General features: G+C 37.7%; 18 protein-coding genes. 12 read left to right on the forward strand and 6 right to left on the reverse strand.

The window, feature by feature from the left end; genetic code table 11:
- Positions 1-8 precede the first annotated feature (8 nt).
- The 6 genes from ACVFVN_RS03200 (at position 9) to ACVFVN_RS03225 (ending at position 2,882) form a co-directional block, all read left to right on the forward strand.
- Positions 9-878 (forward strand): RteC domain-containing protein, encoded by an 870-nt coding sequence (locus ACVFVN_RS03200; protein ID WP_228455859.1) that lies wholly within the window; start codon positions 9-11, stop codon positions 876-878.
- A gap of 45 nt (positions 879-923) precedes the next feature.
- Complete coding sequence (locus ACVFVN_RS03205; protein WP_456234149.1) at positions 924-1,046, forward strand: hypothetical protein; 123 nt, start codon at positions 924-926, stop codon at positions 1,044-1,046.
- Positions 1,047-1,304: 258 nt separating this feature from the next.
- Positions 1,305-2,060, forward strand: a complete 756-nt coding sequence (locus ACVFVN_RS03210; protein WP_165135891.1) for a hypothetical protein — start codon at positions 1,305-1,307, stop codon at positions 2,058-2,060.
- On the forward strand, positions 2,014-2,466 hold the full coding sequence (locus ACVFVN_RS03215) for a DUF5675 family protein (protein WP_456234150.1): 453 nt from the start codon (positions 2,014-2,016) through the stop codon (positions 2,464-2,466). The genes ACVFVN_RS03210 and ACVFVN_RS03215 overlap by 47 nt, the downstream gene beginning before the upstream one ends.
- Complete coding sequence (locus ACVFVN_RS03220) at positions 2,463-2,681, forward strand: hypothetical protein (RefSeq protein WP_317164522.1); 219 nt, start codon at positions 2,463-2,465, stop codon at positions 2,679-2,681. The genes ACVFVN_RS03215 and ACVFVN_RS03220 overlap by 4 nt, the downstream gene beginning before the upstream one ends.
- 3 nt (positions 2,682-2,684) lie before the next feature.
- Positions 2,685-2,882: a hypothetical protein gene (locus ACVFVN_RS03225; protein WP_456234151.1), complete on the forward strand. Its 198-nt coding sequence runs from the start codon at positions 2,685-2,687 to the stop codon at positions 2,880-2,882.
- Between the two features lie 291 nt (positions 2,883-3,173).
- Here ACVFVN_RS03225 and ACVFVN_RS03230 read toward each other — a convergent pair whose 3' ends face one another.
- From ACVFVN_RS03230 to ACVFVN_RS03245, 4 genes are all read right to left on the reverse strand, one after another.
- Positions 3,174-3,746, reverse strand: a complete 573-nt coding sequence (locus ACVFVN_RS03230) for a hypothetical protein (RefSeq protein WP_456234152.1) — start codon at positions 3,744-3,746, stop codon at positions 3,174-3,176.
- Positions 3,747-3,794: 48 nt separating this feature from the next.
- On the reverse strand, positions 3,795-5,771 hold the full coding sequence (locus ACVFVN_RS03235) for a hypothetical protein (RefSeq protein WP_456234153.1): 1,977 nt from the start codon (positions 5,769-5,771) through the stop codon (positions 3,795-3,797).
- Positions 5,772-5,860: 89 nt separating this feature from the next.
- Positions 5,861-6,256: a hypothetical protein gene (locus ACVFVN_RS03240; RefSeq protein ID WP_456234154.1), complete on the reverse strand. Its 396-nt coding sequence runs from the start codon at positions 6,254-6,256 to the stop codon at positions 5,861-5,863.
- Positions 6,257-6,428: 172 nt separating this feature from the next.
- Positions 6,429-7,991 (reverse strand): helix-turn-helix domain-containing protein, encoded by a 1,563-nt coding sequence (locus ACVFVN_RS03245; RefSeq protein ID WP_456234155.1) that lies wholly within the window; start codon positions 7,989-7,991, stop codon positions 6,429-6,431.
- 755 nt (positions 7,992-8,746) lie between these two features.
- Between ACVFVN_RS03245 and ACVFVN_RS03250 the strand changes: the two genes are divergently transcribed.
- From ACVFVN_RS03250 to ACVFVN_RS03275, 6 genes are all read left to right on the forward strand, one after another.
- Positions 8,747-8,998, forward strand: coding sequence for a type B 50S ribosomal protein L31 (locus tag ACVFVN_RS03250; protein ID WP_165135921.1), 252 nt, complete (start codon positions 8,747-8,749; stop codon positions 8,996-8,998).
- A 147-nt stretch (positions 8,999-9,145) separates the two neighbouring features.
- A complete protein-coding gene (locus tag ACVFVN_RS03255) occupies positions 9,146-10,306 on the forward strand; it encodes a GlmU family protein (protein WP_456234156.1) in 1,161 nt (386 codons plus the stop codon).
- Between the two features lie 111 nt (positions 10,307-10,417).
- Entirely contained in the window at positions 10,418-10,936 is a 519-nt protein-coding gene (locus tag ACVFVN_RS03260; protein ID WP_165135927.1) for an RNA polymerase sigma factor, read from the forward strand.
- Complete coding sequence (locus ACVFVN_RS03265; RefSeq protein WP_456234157.1) at positions 10,902-11,648, forward strand: hypothetical protein; 747 nt, start codon at positions 10,902-10,904, stop codon at positions 11,646-11,648. Before ACVFVN_RS03260 ends, ACVFVN_RS03265 begins: the two co-directional genes overlap by 35 nt.
- Before the next feature lie 8 nt (positions 11,649-11,656).
- The gene (locus tag ACVFVN_RS03270; RefSeq protein WP_456234158.1) at positions 11,657-12,928 is read left to right on the forward strand and encodes a DUF4252 domain-containing protein; all 1,272 of its coding nucleotides are present in this window, start codon (positions 11,657-11,659) and stop codon (positions 12,926-12,928) included.
- A gap of 21 nt (positions 12,929-12,949) precedes the next feature.
- Entirely contained in the window at positions 12,950-13,468 is a 519-nt protein-coding gene (locus ACVFVN_RS03275; protein WP_456234159.1) for a DUF4252 domain-containing protein, read from the forward strand.
- A gap of 65 nt (positions 13,469-13,533) precedes the next feature.
- Here ACVFVN_RS03275 and ACVFVN_RS03280 read toward each other — a convergent pair whose 3' ends face one another.
- Positions 13,534-13,989, reverse strand: coding sequence for a YciI family protein (locus tag ACVFVN_RS03280; protein WP_456234160.1), 456 nt, complete (start codon positions 13,987-13,989; stop codon positions 13,534-13,536).
- Between the two features lie 232 nt (positions 13,990-14,221).
- Positions 14,222-15,400: a nicotinate phosphoribosyltransferase gene (gene pncB, locus ACVFVN_RS03285; protein ID WP_456234161.1), complete on the reverse strand. Its 1,179-nt coding sequence runs from the start codon at positions 15,398-15,400 to the stop codon at positions 14,222-14,224.
- Between the last annotated feature and the right edge of the window lie 223 nt (positions 15,401-15,623).

The following is a 15,623-nucleotide window of genomic DNA, read 5'->3' on the forward strand; positions in this document are numbered from 1 at the left end:
TTTAATATATGGATTCACATTTACTATTACAAAAAACCGAGGAACTTTGGGAGGAACTCCTTAGAAAAAATCAACACCTCCAAAGGCAACAAAGCAATGAGTTGCTGTGTGCCCAATATCAGCTCATGGAAGTGGATGCATGCATCCAGCTTTTGAAATCATGGGTACTAAAGCATGAGTTTGCGGATTGGTCTAGTGAGATCATTTTTTTTAAAAAGTGGAAGGCAAAATTTTGTGGTCATTTTATTTTTCTTTCAAAAAAGATAGAATGTTTGGTTTCTTTTCCAGTGAATTCTCCACGTATTACCAAGCGCCTTATTGAACATCAGTTGGAGCAAATGAATTTATTTTGTTGTGAGCACCGCGATTTTATTTCCTACTACCGTCGTGGTGCGAGTCATAATGACAAACGTTATTTTTTACGTTTTAGGTTTGATCTTAATGAAAAAATCCCGAATGATTACCACAGTTATGACAATCGTTTTTGTACTGCTTATGATCATCTTTTAGCACAGGTATTTGCCAATGAGTCTTTTGAGGTCTTTTTACAACAAAAATTAGATAGGCTGAAAAACAGGTCGGCAGAAGATCAGTATTCTGAATCTCCGCTTACGGCTCTTCAGTGGACGGGATCGAAATCCGCTCTTATCGAATTGCTATTCGCATTGTACCATAGCCGGTCTATAAATGCGGGCTCTATTGAATTGGCGGAGTTTATACGGGTTTTTGAAAAGTTGTTTAATACAGGTCTTGGAAATTATCATAAGACTATAGGTGAGCTTCGGTATCGAAAAGTTGATCGCACGAAATTTTTGCATCATTTAGAAGAGGTGTTGTGTTTGTATATGGATGGTTTTGATGAGGCTGTGGGGTGTTAGGGATTGGGGATTGGAGACTGGAGACTAGAGATTGGAGACTAGAGATTGGAGATTGGAGACTGGAGATTGGAGACTGGAGATTGGGGATTGGGGATTGGGGATTGGGGATTGGGGATGGGGGACTGGAGACTAGAGATTGGGGATTGGGGATTGGGGATTGGGGATTAGGGATTAGGGATTAGGGATTGGTAGATATGTTAGATGCTTTGACAGGTTCAGTATTATAATTTACGAGAAGGAAAGACTTACAAGTTTGATTATAATTGGGTAATGAAAAAGGCAAAAAAGAAATGAATCGGCAAAATCGGCTTGTTTGTATTTAGTTGTTTGTTTTACAGGTGTTTAAGTTTAATATTTGTGCTGTGATCACAAAGGTTTGAGCAGGTGTACCTAACACCTGAGCATTAATAAAAAAACTTAAATATTATGGCAAGACAAAAAGGTATCATAAAACTTCATGGTACAATAGGCGATATTACTTTTTATCGTTCCAAAGATGGCTATATGGCCAGAGAAAAAGGCGGTGTTTCCGCAGAGCGTATATTGAATGATCCTGCTTTTCAGCGTACTCGAGAGAATGGTGCAGAGTTTGGACGAGCAGGTAAGGCAGGTAAGCTTTTGCGGAATTCGATACAGGCTTTACTTAGATCTTCCGCTGATAGTAGAATGGTGGGGCGTTTGACTAAAGAAATGCTGAAAGTTATTCAGATGGATGCTACCAATCCTCGTGGTTTGAGAAATGTCATAGATGGAGAGGCAGAACTTTTGGAAGGCTTTGAGTTTAATATTCAAGGAAAGCTAAGTACAACATTATTTGCTCCTATAAGCGCTACGCTAGATCGGGTAACAGGTGATGCTCATATTGAGCTTGCTGCGTTTGTTCCGACAGATTATGTTGTTGCCCCCAGTGGTAGTACTCATTTTAAAATTGTGTCTGCGGCAGTTGAGATTGATTTCGAAAATGCAGTCTATATTAGCGCGCAATCTGAGTCTGCCACGCTTGAGTTGGACAACAATGTGACATCGATAATCCAATTACAAAATGCCTTGACAGCTGGTAGTACACATCCTATGTTCTTGATAATGGGGATTTCTTTTTATCAGGAAGTGAATGGGGAAACCTATGTTTTAAAGAATGGCGCCTACAACGCACTACAGATTATTAAAGTATTGGGAACTTAATATGAAGGTTATGGAATTACAATTATTAAGAACCTATATGTCTAAAGGTACTAATGGCAGATTGTATCATGATGGGCGTGAGTTGTGTAAATGTATAGAGCTGGGATGGCATAAAAATGCTAAGCAACGTTCTTGCGTGCCAGAAGGTGAATATAGACTTTCTAAGCGTTATAGCTCACGGCACGGTTGGCATTTTCAGCTTATGGATGTTCCTGGAAGGAGTCTGATTCTTGTGCATCCTGCGAATTGTGCAGAACGTGAGTTGCTAGGCTGTATAGCTCCTGTCACAGGTCATACTGGAGAAGGGAGAGGCTATTCTTCGCGATTGGCAATGCAAAAGCTAAAAGATTTGCTTTTTCCTATTATGGATCAGGGGCATATTGTTAAACTTTTAATAAGCTCATGATGAATAAGATAATTAAAAGAATGCAGTCACCGACGCCTAAATTTTTTCAGAGTATTCGCAATATCGGTTTAGTCCTAACGGCGATAAGCGGTGTTATAAGTACCGCCCCGATTAGTCTTCCTTTGATTGTTGTAAAGATCGCTGGGTATGTGGCTATTGCAGGGGGTATTGCCAGTGCTATAAGTCAAACTGCAATAAAACAAGAAGAGCGATAAGTTATGTATTATAATGATGTATATCAGCGGGCTAGCACATTGTTCGGAGTAGGTTTGGTGCTTTTGGTTCAGTTTGAGAAGAATGAGGTTTTGAAAACAATTTTGCTGGCAGGCTTGGGAGGTGCTTCTAGTTATGCATTTAGTCAAGTAGTTAGGCTAATTATTTTCTTTATTAAAAACCGATGGTTATCTAAGAAATAAAACAAATATTAACAATGGGGCTGCATCTGAAATGGTGCAGCTTTTTTGTTTTCAATTTCGGCTTCGCGCGGTGGGTTGGGGGCTAGGGATTAGAGACTGGAGATTAGAGACTGGGGATTGGGGATTGGGGACTAGGGATTAGAGATTGGAGATTGGAGATTAGAGACTAGAGATTGGAGATTAGAGATTAGAGTCAAGATATAAGAATTGAGAGGGGTGGGTGGCTGAGCGGCGTCGAAGTCATCGTGTTGTTGGGTACTTCTCAATACTAATATAATTCAGTTAGTCGGTTTAGGGTTTCCAATATGTCCATGCTTTACCGTTGTAGACGGCTAATCTTTTAGCGCCTGTTTTATTAATATAAACTAACATGCCTGGCGCGGGGTCGATAATTTGGTCTGTACTCTCTATCATTGGCAATACCATAGCTTTGGTATCAGATTCTAAAACCAATGCGCCAGGGTTTGTAGAATTTGCAGCACCGATGACTACTTTAGAATTGGAATTTTCATTAACAGCTAGTGGTTGATGCAATAAGGCTGATGTAACATCGGCTTCGTTGTCACTGCTTAGATCAAACCAACCATCAGGATTTGTCGCATTGATGATACCATTGTAATATTTAACTTTGGCTTTTGATGGGTTGCTTGCATCAAGGACAAATGTACCTGTGCAAACTTCTATGCCTGCGGGGAGTGTTCGTACGTAGGGGAGGATAATGCCTTTTTGTTGGCCAGCAGCAAACTCAAGTAAAACGGATGATTTTTGACCGTTTGGAACTGTGCCTATATTATCTCCAATAATGACTTGTGCATTTGATATTACAACGAGGCCTAAAGCGATGATGCTAATTATTTTTTTCATGATGTTATTTTTTTGATACTAAAGCTACTACGAATATATATAAGTTGTCTATGGACACGCTGGCGTATTAAAACATTTCCAGGCGCCATCAGCATATAATTTTATGCAATTAAGATCTGTATCATAAACCATCATTCCTTCCTGTGGATTACTTATTTTCGGAGCTATAAAGGATGGGGAAGTTTGGCCTTCGATTTCAACAGTAGATAGTCGGTTGATAACAAAGCCTTTTTTATTTGATTCTATGGCGATATGACCTGATTTTCTGAGCATGGGCCAGTTGTCTAGGTTTTGTGTGCCTGCTCTCTGTAATAATGTTATTCCCATTTTAGTGTCGGGGCCATTACCTGAGGTAGCAGGATTGAAGCACGGACAAGGGTAGTTTGGTTCGGTCGAACTATAGTAGGAAACTGTTATGATGGAGCCTACTAATCTACATTTTCCTGCTGCTACAGTATAGAAGGCGTAGTAAGTGCCTGGTCCTACTGCTTTGATATTTGTTACTAGTGGACTTTCAGGATCGTTGGAGGTGTGCCATTCAACTTCATTGGGATTATCTTCCAAAATAGCATTTGTGAGATCTGCAGTTTTGTTAGGGCATATTTTTAAATTTTTAACACTTGGGCCTAAATCTGTACCACATACAATGAGAATGGAAGTTGCATAGCTAAAGGTGTTGGGGTTGGAGCTAGTATCGGTGCCATCGCCCATACTTCCATTGGTTCTGTGACCAATATAACCGAAGTTTTGTGAGCATTTTTTTACATTCACTGTCGTATGTCCTCCGGTTTCAACAGCGATTACTTCATCTGTTAGGCTAAGGCCATTGGCATTGGTGCTGTTCCCAGGCATAAAAATAGGGTTGTAATAACTGTTGCTTAAAGCTCCTCCAATCATATTGCCACTGTTGGAACCCCAAGCCCATTGTTTGTTATTTTTAGTTAATACATTGATGGCGGCCGAATTGTCATAATTGGAATGTTCATTTGGAGACATCCAAGCTATATTTCCTCCTAAAGTATTGGATCCAGATGTGGCTGTTACTTCTTTCCAGTTGTTGCTAGATGTTGTTGAATTATCGCCTAACTGACGATTGGCATTGTTACCCATGGCATATAGCTTCCCCTCTGTAGAAAGTAAATAGTATGTCTGTTGACTTGCCGATGCTTGCGTCATTCCTATCATTTTGGGAGTTGCGCCACTCGGTAAAGAGATTTCAGTAGCATAGGTCCTGTTAGATGAGGTCGCATTGTTGTTAATATAAGTGCTTGTTCCCCAGGTAAATACTTTGCCTTCGGAGGTTAGAGCTATCAAGGCATTTGGTGTTCCGCGCAGTGCCACCACTTTGTCAAGATTGGGATTGCCTGTGGCTGATGTTTTTACACGATGCCAAATTACATTATTTGTCGCGTTTTGCGTTGAGCCATCCCCGTTTTTTGATCCTAACATTGACAATACCCAAGCTTCTCCTTGGCATGTTACAATGGCTAAGGTTTGATACGAGCCAAACATCATTTTAACATCAGAAGGGGAAACGCCTGCGGGTAGCCCATCTGCCTTGGCATTTATTGTAATTTTACCAAAAGCAGTAGTGCTTTTTATTGTAGAGCTTATTAAAGTGTTTGTATTTCCCCAAGCATATAGTCCATCGGTTGTTAACAGTACAAACTGATGTCCAGTGTTGCTTATGCTGCCTGTAGTTGCCTTAAGTGGTGTTCCTGTATAGTTAAAATTGGCATTTCCAGTCCCTGCTTCTATTTTGGTTGGGCTTAATAAATCGGAGGAGCCATTGCTACCACTATTTTGTCCCCAAACTTTAAAGTTTCCATCTTTTTCTTTGGCTATAGAAGCGTGAAAAGAAGATACTAGGTTGTCGTATTCAATTGTATTGGGATCCTGGCTATTGATGTACGCGTTTGAATTACATCCTAAAGTACAAAAGTTCTGGGCTTTGAGTTGAGATAAAAGGCTAGAAGCCGTTATAAACATCGATGCTAAAACGAGATTTATAGTATAATTTTTCATTTGGTTTTTTATTTAAAAATTGCAGATAAGCAGGATTATGAGCGAATCACATAAAGCTTTGTAGCGTGGCCATACTTGGTATAAAAGCGCTATGACCAAAATGGAAAGATGTATGTAGTAGTAGCAACATATCCTTTTAGAAATGACAGATTGTAAGCTTTTAAATCTCGATTTTTGTTACTAATTCTCAAATCTTTATTCTGATGAGATTGAGATCTATTAATGGTATCCGTAGGCTTAGAAAGATGTTTTTTTTCAGAATCTAATTCGCCTTTTGAAGCATTCGATTTATTTTTTGAGTTTATGTCGCTTTGGAAAATAAATGAATTGTCTTTGGTAACAATACTTGTATTACTCGAAATGTAAATTTGAGAAGAATACCAATTGATGGATAGTGCAAAAAGTAGTGCGGTGTAATAAATGCCGTTACGCCTGCAATTGTTGGTGATTTTTTTTCGATTAATTTGCTTTTTAGAACCTAACATGTGTCATCATTTATGCTGCAATATTAAGTCGTCATAAAGAGCTTTTGCAAATACATATAGGTGCGAATTCGTGAAAATGCTTGCTTGTTTTTAACCTCTATTAAGCTGGTATTGTGGTGTTTATGGTGTTTTGGTGTTGGTGGGTTAAGTGCTGGTTTTTTAAGTCTATTTTTTATCCGTTTTCCTTCAAATGCTTGATAAACTCCGAGGGCGAAACAGAAGTTACCTTCTTAAAAGCAGCAGCAAATTTACTTTGTGATGAGAAACCAGTTTCTTCGGCAAGACTTGAGATTTTGTATTTTAAATATTTAGGTTCTTTTTTTAATTTTCCAATGATGTAATTAATCCTGAGACCATTAATGTAATTGTTAAAATCTTTTCCTTTGTGGGTATTAATGACATAGGAAAGATATTTGGTATTGGTGTCAAAATTGGCTGCAAGAAAGGGTAAAGAAATGCTGTTCTGAACAAATTTGGACGATGATTCGAAGTTCTCGAGCTGGGAAAGTATTTTTTTTTCAGTGGCATCTGTCATTAGACTTTGCTGTGTATTGCCGTTATTTTCCTTGCTGATTTCTTCTGAGCGGAGGTCAAGTGGATTGGGACTTGGCGTGTTTTGTTTAGAATAATCTATGTTGTCAAGTATTTCTTGGATTTTTTTAAACTTCTGTTTTTGACGTTTTTTATAAACACACAAATACATCACAACACACAAAAGAATAACAAAGATAATAATTGAAACCATTGTTTTCTCTTGCGACTTTATCGCCATCTGTTCATTTTCCTTTTGTAAACCGGTGTAAGAAGAATTTATAAATTCTACCGATTTGTCGCGTATTTTTTCGGTAACAGAATCTTGCTTAGTTTGTGTTTCCTGGACTTTGTCAATATCTTTTGTGAGGATATAAAAATCTTTTGACGTCTTATAGATTTCATTTTTTAAGCTCAGATAATTAGATTCTTTTGCAATAAGTTCTGCTTCTTTCAGATTTTTTTCAGCCTTTTTGACATCTTTTTGTTTGATGTACACATTGGCCTTTCCATTATACAAAAGTGCAGTATAATAGTTTTTGGGTAAGTTTTTTATACGGTCCAATCCTAGGTCGTAGTACTCAAGAGCTTTGGCAAAATCATTTAGGTAAAAATAATTTAATCCCAAGAGCTGGTCGTTGTTGGAAGATATAAAGGGATTATTTTGTGATGTGAGATCAAAATAATGTTGAGACGATTTGATTAATTTAATTGATTTTAAATAATTCCTTTGATTCAATTCGTAATATGCCTGTTCTTGCTTGATAAAGCCTATTGTTTGGTTGTAGAAACGTGGGTTATCTATATTGTTCAGAGCCTTTATGCTTTCATCAATATGTATTTTTGATTGATCAAAAAGACCCAGATTTCTATATTGTGTAGCTAGAAAACCAGCAATTTTTGCCTTCCAAATGTCCTCGTCTCTCTCCGAAGTAAGCTGTTTCGCTTGTAAGGCGTAATTGACAGCCTTGTTGACATCGCCCGATTGTTGAAATAGCGATGCTGATAGCATGAGACTTCGGATTTTGAAGTATGGCGTTTCAGAAGTTTGGTATAATGAATCTGCAATTTGCAGCGCTTTAGGGAAGTTTTTTTGAGAAATATCGAGATAGGTGGTTGTGTAGATACGGTTGTATTCTTCATAATTTTGAGCCCTACTAGTCATGCTTATAAAAAAGAAGGTTGTATATAATAGATACCTCATTAATAAAATGTTTTTTGTAAAAATTACGAAATCGCAAATATATATTACATAGGCCTAAAATACTTATTTTTTTTAATAAATATGCGCCATTTTCGCGAATATGGATAACTATTTTGTGTGTTTTCCTGATTCTGAAAAGCTTTTCATAAAGTCAGAAGCCTGTTAAGATAAATGACTATTTTTATTTTGTTTTTAAAATTATGTTTGTCTTTTGTAGATTTTATTTTTATGTTGTACAAGAATATGTTTTGTCATTTATATATGTTTTTGTTTTTTCTAAAATAATTTCATTTTTGAAAAATTTCGAGTTACAGAATTTGAATAAAAACTGATAGAGCATGGCTGCTGACGGAGAAGAGCCGAAGTCATCGTATTGTTGCACTTCGACAAGCTCAGTGACCGATTGGGGACTAGAGACTAGAGACTAGAGACTAGAGACTAGAGACTAGAGACTAGAGACTAGAGACTAGAGACTAGAGACTAGAGACTAGAGACTAGAGACTGGGGATTGGAGACTAGAGACAAGAATTGAGAGGGGTGGGTGGCTGAGGCTGTCGAAGCCATATTGTTGCACTTCGACAAACTCAGTTACCAACTTTGACGGGCTCAGCGACCTGTTGTCTCAAATATATATTAAAAAAAGATTTGCGAATTAGAAAATAATGTTTAATTTTGCAATCTCAAATACCAGAGTGGTAGGATTCCATTACATCCGAAACTCATATTTAAACAAAAAATTTTAAAAAATTCTGAAAATGAAACAAGGTATCCACCCAGAAAATTATAGATTGGTAGTTTTCAAAGATATGAGTAACGACGAAATGTTCCTTTGCAAATCTACTGCTGATACTAAAGACACTATCGAATTCGAAGGTCAAGAATATCCATTAATCAAAATGGAAATCTCTTCAACGTCTCACCCGTTCTACACTGGTAAAACTAAATTAGTTGATACTGCTGGACGTGTTGATAAGTTCATGAACAAGTATAAGAAATTCTCTAAATAATTTTAGATTATTAAAAGAAATATAAAAGCTTTCGGAATTTCCGGAAGCTTTTTTTGTTAAATTTGTTTTTTAACAGAAATTAGAATCGATTGGCAAATGCCATTTTGGTCTAGTTTCGAATATCTAACTTCTAACATCTAACTAACAATGCAACTTGTATTTTCGGACGCACAATATTGGGAAGATTTTCTTCCATTAACTTTTACTAGGCCAGTCGCAGAGATGCGTGTCGGCATTTTGACTTTTACAGAACGTTGGAAAAAACTTTTGAATATTGACCAACACTTCTATATTACCGAAGATTTTCTTCAAGAAAAATTTGTAAAACCAAAGAGTGGACAAAGCCTCTTTATAGTACCGAATTTTTTACCATCCAATGAGATTTTGCAACAGATAAAAGATCTTAAACCTGGCGAAGCTCTAGTGTATGATAATGAATTACTTGCTGCCAATATCAATATGGAGAATTTTTCTCTTAATCAGATTGAGAAAATGACAGATGTGACGGAGGACTTATTTTTCTTCAAAAAACCAACAGATTTGTTTTCGTATAATGATAAAGCCATAGATTTTGATTTTGAATTATTGACGAAAGGTCGCGCTTCTCAAGAGTTGTCCTCGAATTGTGGTTTTCTTGGGGATAAAGCTGATTTGTTTATCGAAGAAGGTGCAATGGTGGAATTTGCAACGATCAACTGTAAAACTGGCAAAATCTATATCGGAAAAGATGCTGAGGTCATGGAGGGTTGTAATCTTCGCGGACCTATTGCTTTGTGCGCGCATTCTAAGTTTAATCTAGGTGCAAAAGTATATGGCGCAACCACTGTTGGCCCACATTCCAAAATTGGTGGCGAGGTTAACAATATTGTGGTGTTTGGGTATTCTAACAAGGGTCACGACGGTTTTGTCGGGAATTCTGTGATTGCAGAATGGTGTAATCTTGGCGCCGATACCAATTCTTCAAATCTTAAAAACAATTATGCTTCAGTAAAACTTTGGAATTATAAATCCAAAAGATTCGAAGATACAGGGCTGCAGTTTTGTGGATTAATTATGGGAGATCACTCCAAAACAGCGATTAATACGCAGCTTAATACAGGAACTGTTGTAGGTGTGGCTTCTAATATTTTTAAATCAGGTTTTCCACCGAACTTAGTTGAAAGTTTTTCGTGGGGCGGTATGAAGTGCGATGAAAAGTTTAAGCTCGAAAAAGCTTACGAAGTCTGTGAGAAAGTCATGGCGCGTAGAAAAGTCGATCTTACAGAAACGGACAAGAATATTTTAAAATATATTTTTGAAAATTATTAAAATTTATTTTATTGAAAATCAAGCGTTTAAATTTATTTGAGCGCTTTTTTTATTTTAAATGTAATATTTTTGTCCCGATAGATGTCTTACTTATAAACCGGCAAACAACTCATGACCAAAGAACAATTTCAAGAATCGATATATACGCTCAAAGATGAGATGTATCGTTTTGCGAAAAGATTTGTGATGAGCGTTGACGAAGCCGAAGATGTCACGATGGATTTATTAATGAAGTTTTGGCAAAAAAAAGAAGAATTACTTTCTGTTGATAACCTAAAGTCTTATGTATTAAGATGTGTAAAAAATGAATGCCTCAACCGGCTGAAGCATCACGATGTTAAACAAAATTATGCACAATTAGAATACGGAAGATCTGAACTTTATCAAATAGAAACCAATAATTTGAAAGAGCAAATTCTGAGATTTATCAACGATTTGCCAGAAAAACAAAAGATGGTCATCCACCTAAAAGATGTTGAGGAATACGATATTTCTGAGATCGCCGGGATTCTCGAAATGGAGGAAAATGCAGTGAGGATAAACCTAATGCGGGCCCGTCAGAAGGTGCGAGATGCCATTAACAAACTTTACGCGTATGAAAACCGACAAATACAAGGATTGGGAGTATAAATTCTTCGAAGGTGAGGAGCTGTCACCAGAAGAAGAACGACTTCTAAAACAAGAAAGCGACGATCCTTATTTTTCTTTTCTACGAGAAGAAAAACAAGAAAAGATGAAACTGGACTTCGATGATTTTTTGTCGAAAGTAGAAGGAGAACAGGTCGCACCGAAAATGGAACAAACACCTATTATGCCGTTGGGTTCTGCAAAACCAAAATTCGGAAATGGATTCAAAAACTATTGGATGGCTGCGAGTCTGGTGATGTTTATGGGAGTCTTGGGAGGTTATCTTTTTGTGAACCAAGAAAGTGGAGATGTTAATAAGCCTTTGCAGCCCGTTGTAAAACAAGATGCAGAAGCTACCGTTGAGCAGCAATCCCAAATTTTAGCACAAAAGAATATTGAAGATAATGCAAATGTAGCACAACAAAATGTGGCAAAGAGATTAGCCCAGAAACCAGAATTGCCAACTTCAAAAACAAAAAATATTGTAAGTGTAAGTCAAACAGAAATACATAATTTAGTAGAAACTGAAACAGATAATGTAAATTATCAAGAAGCTTATAATCCTAACTATGTCGTCATCAATGGAAAACCTGTTTACAACGAACAAGAAGCCATCGCATTAACAGAAGATGCGGTTAATTATTTGGCAAGCAATGTAAGCCAAACGGTAGATCACGCACAAAATGCAACCAGTCTTTCACTTGATTTAAAATAATAAAAAAAATGAAAAAGTTCTCAATAATATTAGTTTTATTCTTTCTTTCAACGAATATTTTCGGCCAGTCAGAAAAGATTAACCAACTGTTCACACAGTATCAAGATGCACAAGGTGTTACGACGATTAAGATTGCAAAGCCCATGTTCGGGATGCTCAACAAGCTTAATATCGGAGACTCTGAACTAAAAAAAATTAAACCACTTCTCAAAAAAATCCAAGGCTTGAATATTATGATTATGGAAAAGCCAACTTTCCCAGCCGATTTAGCTGCCGAGAATGTTGTGCCTTTGCAAAATTATGAAACGCAACGTAGCGCGATTTTGTCGGCAATTAGTAATCTTAAGTATGAGGAATTGGTGACGGTAAATAGCCGAGACAATAAAATTAAATTTTTGGCATCCGACGCAACAGACGGCATATTCAATGATTTGTTACTGAATATCACAACGAACGACAACACGATTTTGATGATGTTGGATGGGAAAATTTCTATGGATGATGTTTCCAATCTAATAGAAGAAACCAAGAATGTTACGGCGCTTAATCCGATTTCGAGTATTAATTCAACCAGTCAGCAGAATACCGCAAGTGTTAGAAAAGTTTCCGCTTTTGATGGCATCGAAGTATCTACGGGTGTAAGTGTTAAATTTACGCAAGCTGCCAATCATTCCGTAGTGGTGGATGTTGAGCCAGACAAGCTACAATATGTAATTACGGAAGTAGAGAATAATGTTCTTAAAATATTTATCAGAAATAATGGGGTTAAAAATTTGAATATTAGAAATCTTATTGTAAAGGTTTCTTCTCCTAAAATGAACCGAATCGTTACCAAGTCTGGGGCTAGCTTTCAAGCCATGAATACCATTAAAGACAGAGCCTTAGCGATAGAAGCTTCTTCTGGTTCCAGAGTAGATGGCGATTTTGATATTTCATCTTCTTCAGCGATAGAATCGACTTCGGGGTCAACAATCAAGATGAAACTTCAGACAGGCAGCGTGGCATTGGATGCAAGCAGTGGTTCTTTTGTGCGACTAAATGGTTCTGCCGACACTGTTGCGTACAGTGTGACGAGTGGCGCGACTCTGGACGGCGCCAATTTCGCAACCAAAAAAGCAACGGTAAGTGCTTCATCTGGAAGTAGTGTTAAAGTAAATGTATCGGACGCGTTGACAGCTTCGGTTTCTTCGGCGGCATCGGTTCAGTACAAAGGTAATCCATCAAGCATTGTGACGGATGTTAAGAAGATTACTGGTGCTAGTTTAACACAAATCAATTAAGATCAAACTTAAAATTAAAGCATGAAAAAATATATATTTTTAGGATTTAGTATATTGACGATGCAGTCTTGTCTCGTTTCGCAAAAACCTTCCGTTGATTTTTTCAATACGCCGTATTATCGCAATCAAGCCAATTTTATGAGTATTAATGTTCCGACTTTTTTGGCTAAATCATTTCTTAAAAATCAATTAAAAGAAGATGGTGAGAGCGAAGAAGTTATCAACCTCGTTAAGAAAGTCTCAAAAATAAAACTGATGACTTCCGAGAATATGGATTCTAAAATGATGGCAGAATTTACCAATTACCTCAACCAAGAAAAGTTTGAAGAATGGGCGTCTATCCGTAATGATGGTGATGTTATCAACATCAATGCGCAACAATCGGATGATGTAATTAAAAAAATAATGATTGTTGTAAACTCAAAAGATAATGATGCTGTTTTTATAGATGTAAGTGGAACATTCACCGTTGATGATATCTCCAAGCTTGTGGAAGCGGGCAAAACATCTAACATTAAAATTAATCGTAAAAAATCATAACACACATATTAACACTAGAACTTAAATTTTTCACTAAAAAATCCCTCCATTTGCGAGGGATTTTTCTATGGATTTTCCTGAGATATTTTGTCGTGATAACGCAGATACATTGGCAAAGCTGCGGAGCCGTACCATTTGAAACTTTCATAGCTGAAGACTCCAGCAGCTACAGCAGGATCGCTTTTTACCAAGGCGTCCGCTTCTTCTGTTGTTTTGACATTAAAGATGAACATACCACGATAATCGCGATCGTTTTTATCAAAGAAAGGACCTGCTACGGACAGTTTTCCTTCTTTTGCAAGTTTTCCTATATTGTCGAGATGTCCACGCATTAAGTCATCCATTTTCTGTTTGTCCTCAATTTTGTTAGGTCCCGTTTTTAGCATGACAATGACGTAAGGTCGCATGCCATATTTGTCGGCGGACAAAGAGTCTGCTAGTTTTTTATCAAAATTTTTGTGTTGCGCAAAACTTAAGCTTGCACAGAAAAACAGTATAAGACTAAATGATAAATGTTTCATGATTTTTATATTTAATTGGGGCGTGTCCCGTTGTTTTCCTTGGCGCGTCCATTGCCACAACAAGCGGGTCGCTACGTTCGCTGCTATCTTTGGTATTCGGCGGCTGAGCGGAGCCGAAGCCCCGAATACCAAAGGATATCCGCTATCATCGCTCACGCATACAGCATATTGCGACAACAAGGCTCTTTTGGCGCTCGCTTCGCTCGCGCCTCAAATTCACTTTTTAATTCTATTAGTCTTTAATTCTCAAAAACTCTTTGGCGAGTTCAATCATTTTTGGATCGCCTGTATATTTTCCTCTTTCGTCCGAAAGCTTCACTGTTGGGATCCATTCGTTATTGATGCCTTTTACGCCGATTAGCTTCATTACGATGTTCATAGGTTTCAGTCCGACATCATTGGTAAGATTGGTTCCAATTCCGAACGAAATTCCAATTTTCCCGCGGCAAGCCTTTGTGATTTCGTGCACTTTTTCAAGATTAAGACCATCTGAAAAAATAATGTATTTGAAGAGCGGATTAATTCCTAGAGACTCATAATGTTTTATCGTTTTTTCGGCAAATTCTATGGGGTCACCACTATCGTGTCGCACGCCATCGAAGAGTTTTGAAAACTTTTTGTCAAACTGTTGGAAGAAAACATCCGTTGTGTAGGTGTCGGATAATGCAACGCCCAAATCGCCGCGATAGACATCAATCCAATGTTCCAAGGCTAGAGAATTGGCCATCTTGAAGCCGTATTCTGCTGCATGGAACATAAACCACTCGTGGGCGTGTGTGCCGATGGGTTTTACATTAAACTTCATAGCGAAATGCACATTGGATGTGCCTATGAAAGTTGAGTTTTTGTCTTGTAGCAAAGCTTCCATAACCAGACCATGTACGCGATAAGAATGGCGTCTTCTTGTCCCGAATTCTGCAAAAGAAACGCCTAGTTTTGTAAGGTGTTTTGCTTTTTCCACTGTCTTGTCGATAACTTCTTGGTTGGATTGTCTTTCGAGGTGGTTCATTTCGTAATGGAGCTCGCTGATTAAAGATAATAACGGAACTTCCCAAAGGATGGTTCTGTACCAAAGTCCTTCGGCGCTGACTTTTAGGTCGTTGCCATGTTGTTCAATTTTTATTTCAGAAGGATCATATTGATAGCCTTCGAGAAAGTCTAAGTAGGGGAGGCTAAGGTATGGGCAAGTTTTTTTAAGGTAGGCTTTTTCCTCTTTGGTAAGTTTGAGGTTTGCCATGTCATTAACCGCTTTGCGCAGTTCTTCGGCGAAACCCTCGGGGAAGTTGTGTTTGCCACGATTGATGAATTCGTATTTTACGACTTCGTTGGTAAAGAGTTTTACGACGGCATTTTGCATCGTAATTTTATAAAAATCATTATCTAATATAGACTGAAGTCTTACTTCTTGCATAAAAGCTTGTTTTATACAAAGCTACTGAAATATCATATTGTGAAGAATATTTTTAGTCAAAAGAATGTTGAATGTTTTAATCTAGCCCCGATGGAAGCGGCATCCTTTGGGCTTGGCGTGAGGCGGCGGAGCGTAGCGGAGCCGACCGAGCGCCAAGACGAAAGATATAGCGGACAGCGGGTGGGAAAAGTCAAGAGCATGACAACTTGCCATGCTCCTAATT

It is taken from the genome of Soonwooa purpurea, assembly GCF_053891095.1.

Bases quoted from the DNA above. Each gene is read 5' to 3' on its own strand.
- ACVFVN_RS03200 (WP_228455859.1), top strand. From the start codon at position 9: ATGGATTCACATTTACTATTACAAAAAACCGAGGAACTTTGGGAGGAA.
- ACVFVN_RS03210 (WP_165135891.1), top strand. From the start codon at position 1,305: ATGGCAAGACAAAAAGGTATCATAAAACTTCATGGTACAATAGGCGAT.
- ACVFVN_RS03215 (WP_456234150.1), top strand. From the start codon at position 2,014: ATGGCGCCTACAACGCACTACAGATTATTAAAGTATTGGGAACTTAAT.
- ACVFVN_RS03220 (WP_317164522.1), top strand. From the start codon at position 2,463: ATGATGAATAAGATAATTAAAAGAATGCAGTCACCGACGCCTAAATTT.
- ACVFVN_RS03225 (WP_456234151.1), top strand. From the start codon at position 2,685: ATGTATTATAATGATGTATATCAGCGGGCTAGCACATTGTTCGGAGTA.
- ACVFVN_RS03230 (WP_456234152.1), bottom strand. From the start codon at position 3,746: ATGAAAAAAATAATTAGCATCATCGCTTTAGGCCTCGTTGTAATATCA.
- ACVFVN_RS03235 (WP_456234153.1), bottom strand. From the start codon at position 5,771: ATGAAAAATTATACTATAAATCTCGTTTTAGCATCGATGTTTATAACG.
- ACVFVN_RS03240 (WP_456234154.1), bottom strand. From the start codon at position 6,256: ATGTTAGGTTCTAAAAAGCAAATTAATCGAAAAAAAATCACCAACAAT.
- ACVFVN_RS03245 (WP_456234155.1), bottom strand. From the start codon at position 7,991: ATGAGGTATCTATTATATACAACCTTCTTTTTTATAAGCATGACTAGT.
- ACVFVN_RS03250 (WP_165135921.1), top strand. From the start codon at position 8,747: ATGAAACAAGGTATCCACCCAGAAAATTATAGATTGGTAGTTTTCAAA.
- ACVFVN_RS03255 (WP_456234156.1), top strand. From the start codon at position 9,146: ATGCAACTTGTATTTTCGGACGCACAATATTGGGAAGATTTTCTTCCA.
- ACVFVN_RS03260 (WP_165135927.1), top strand. From the start codon at position 10,418: ATGACCAAAGAACAATTTCAAGAATCGATATATACGCTCAAAGATGAG.
- ACVFVN_RS03265 (WP_456234157.1), top strand. From the start codon at position 10,902: ATGAAAACCGACAAATACAAGGATTGGGAGTATAAATTCTTCGAAGGT.
- ACVFVN_RS03270 (WP_456234158.1), top strand. From the start codon at position 11,657: ATGAAAAAGTTCTCAATAATATTAGTTTTATTCTTTCTTTCAACGAAT.
- ACVFVN_RS03275 (WP_456234159.1), top strand. From the start codon at position 12,950: ATGAAAAAATATATATTTTTAGGATTTAGTATATTGACGATGCAGTCT.
- ACVFVN_RS03280 (WP_456234160.1), bottom strand. From the start codon at position 13,989: ATGAAACATTTATCATTTAGTCTTATACTGTTTTTCTGTGCAAGCTTA.
- pncB (WP_456234161.1), bottom strand. From the start codon at position 15,400: ATGCAAGAAGTAAGACTTCAGTCTATATTAGATAATGATTTTTATAAA.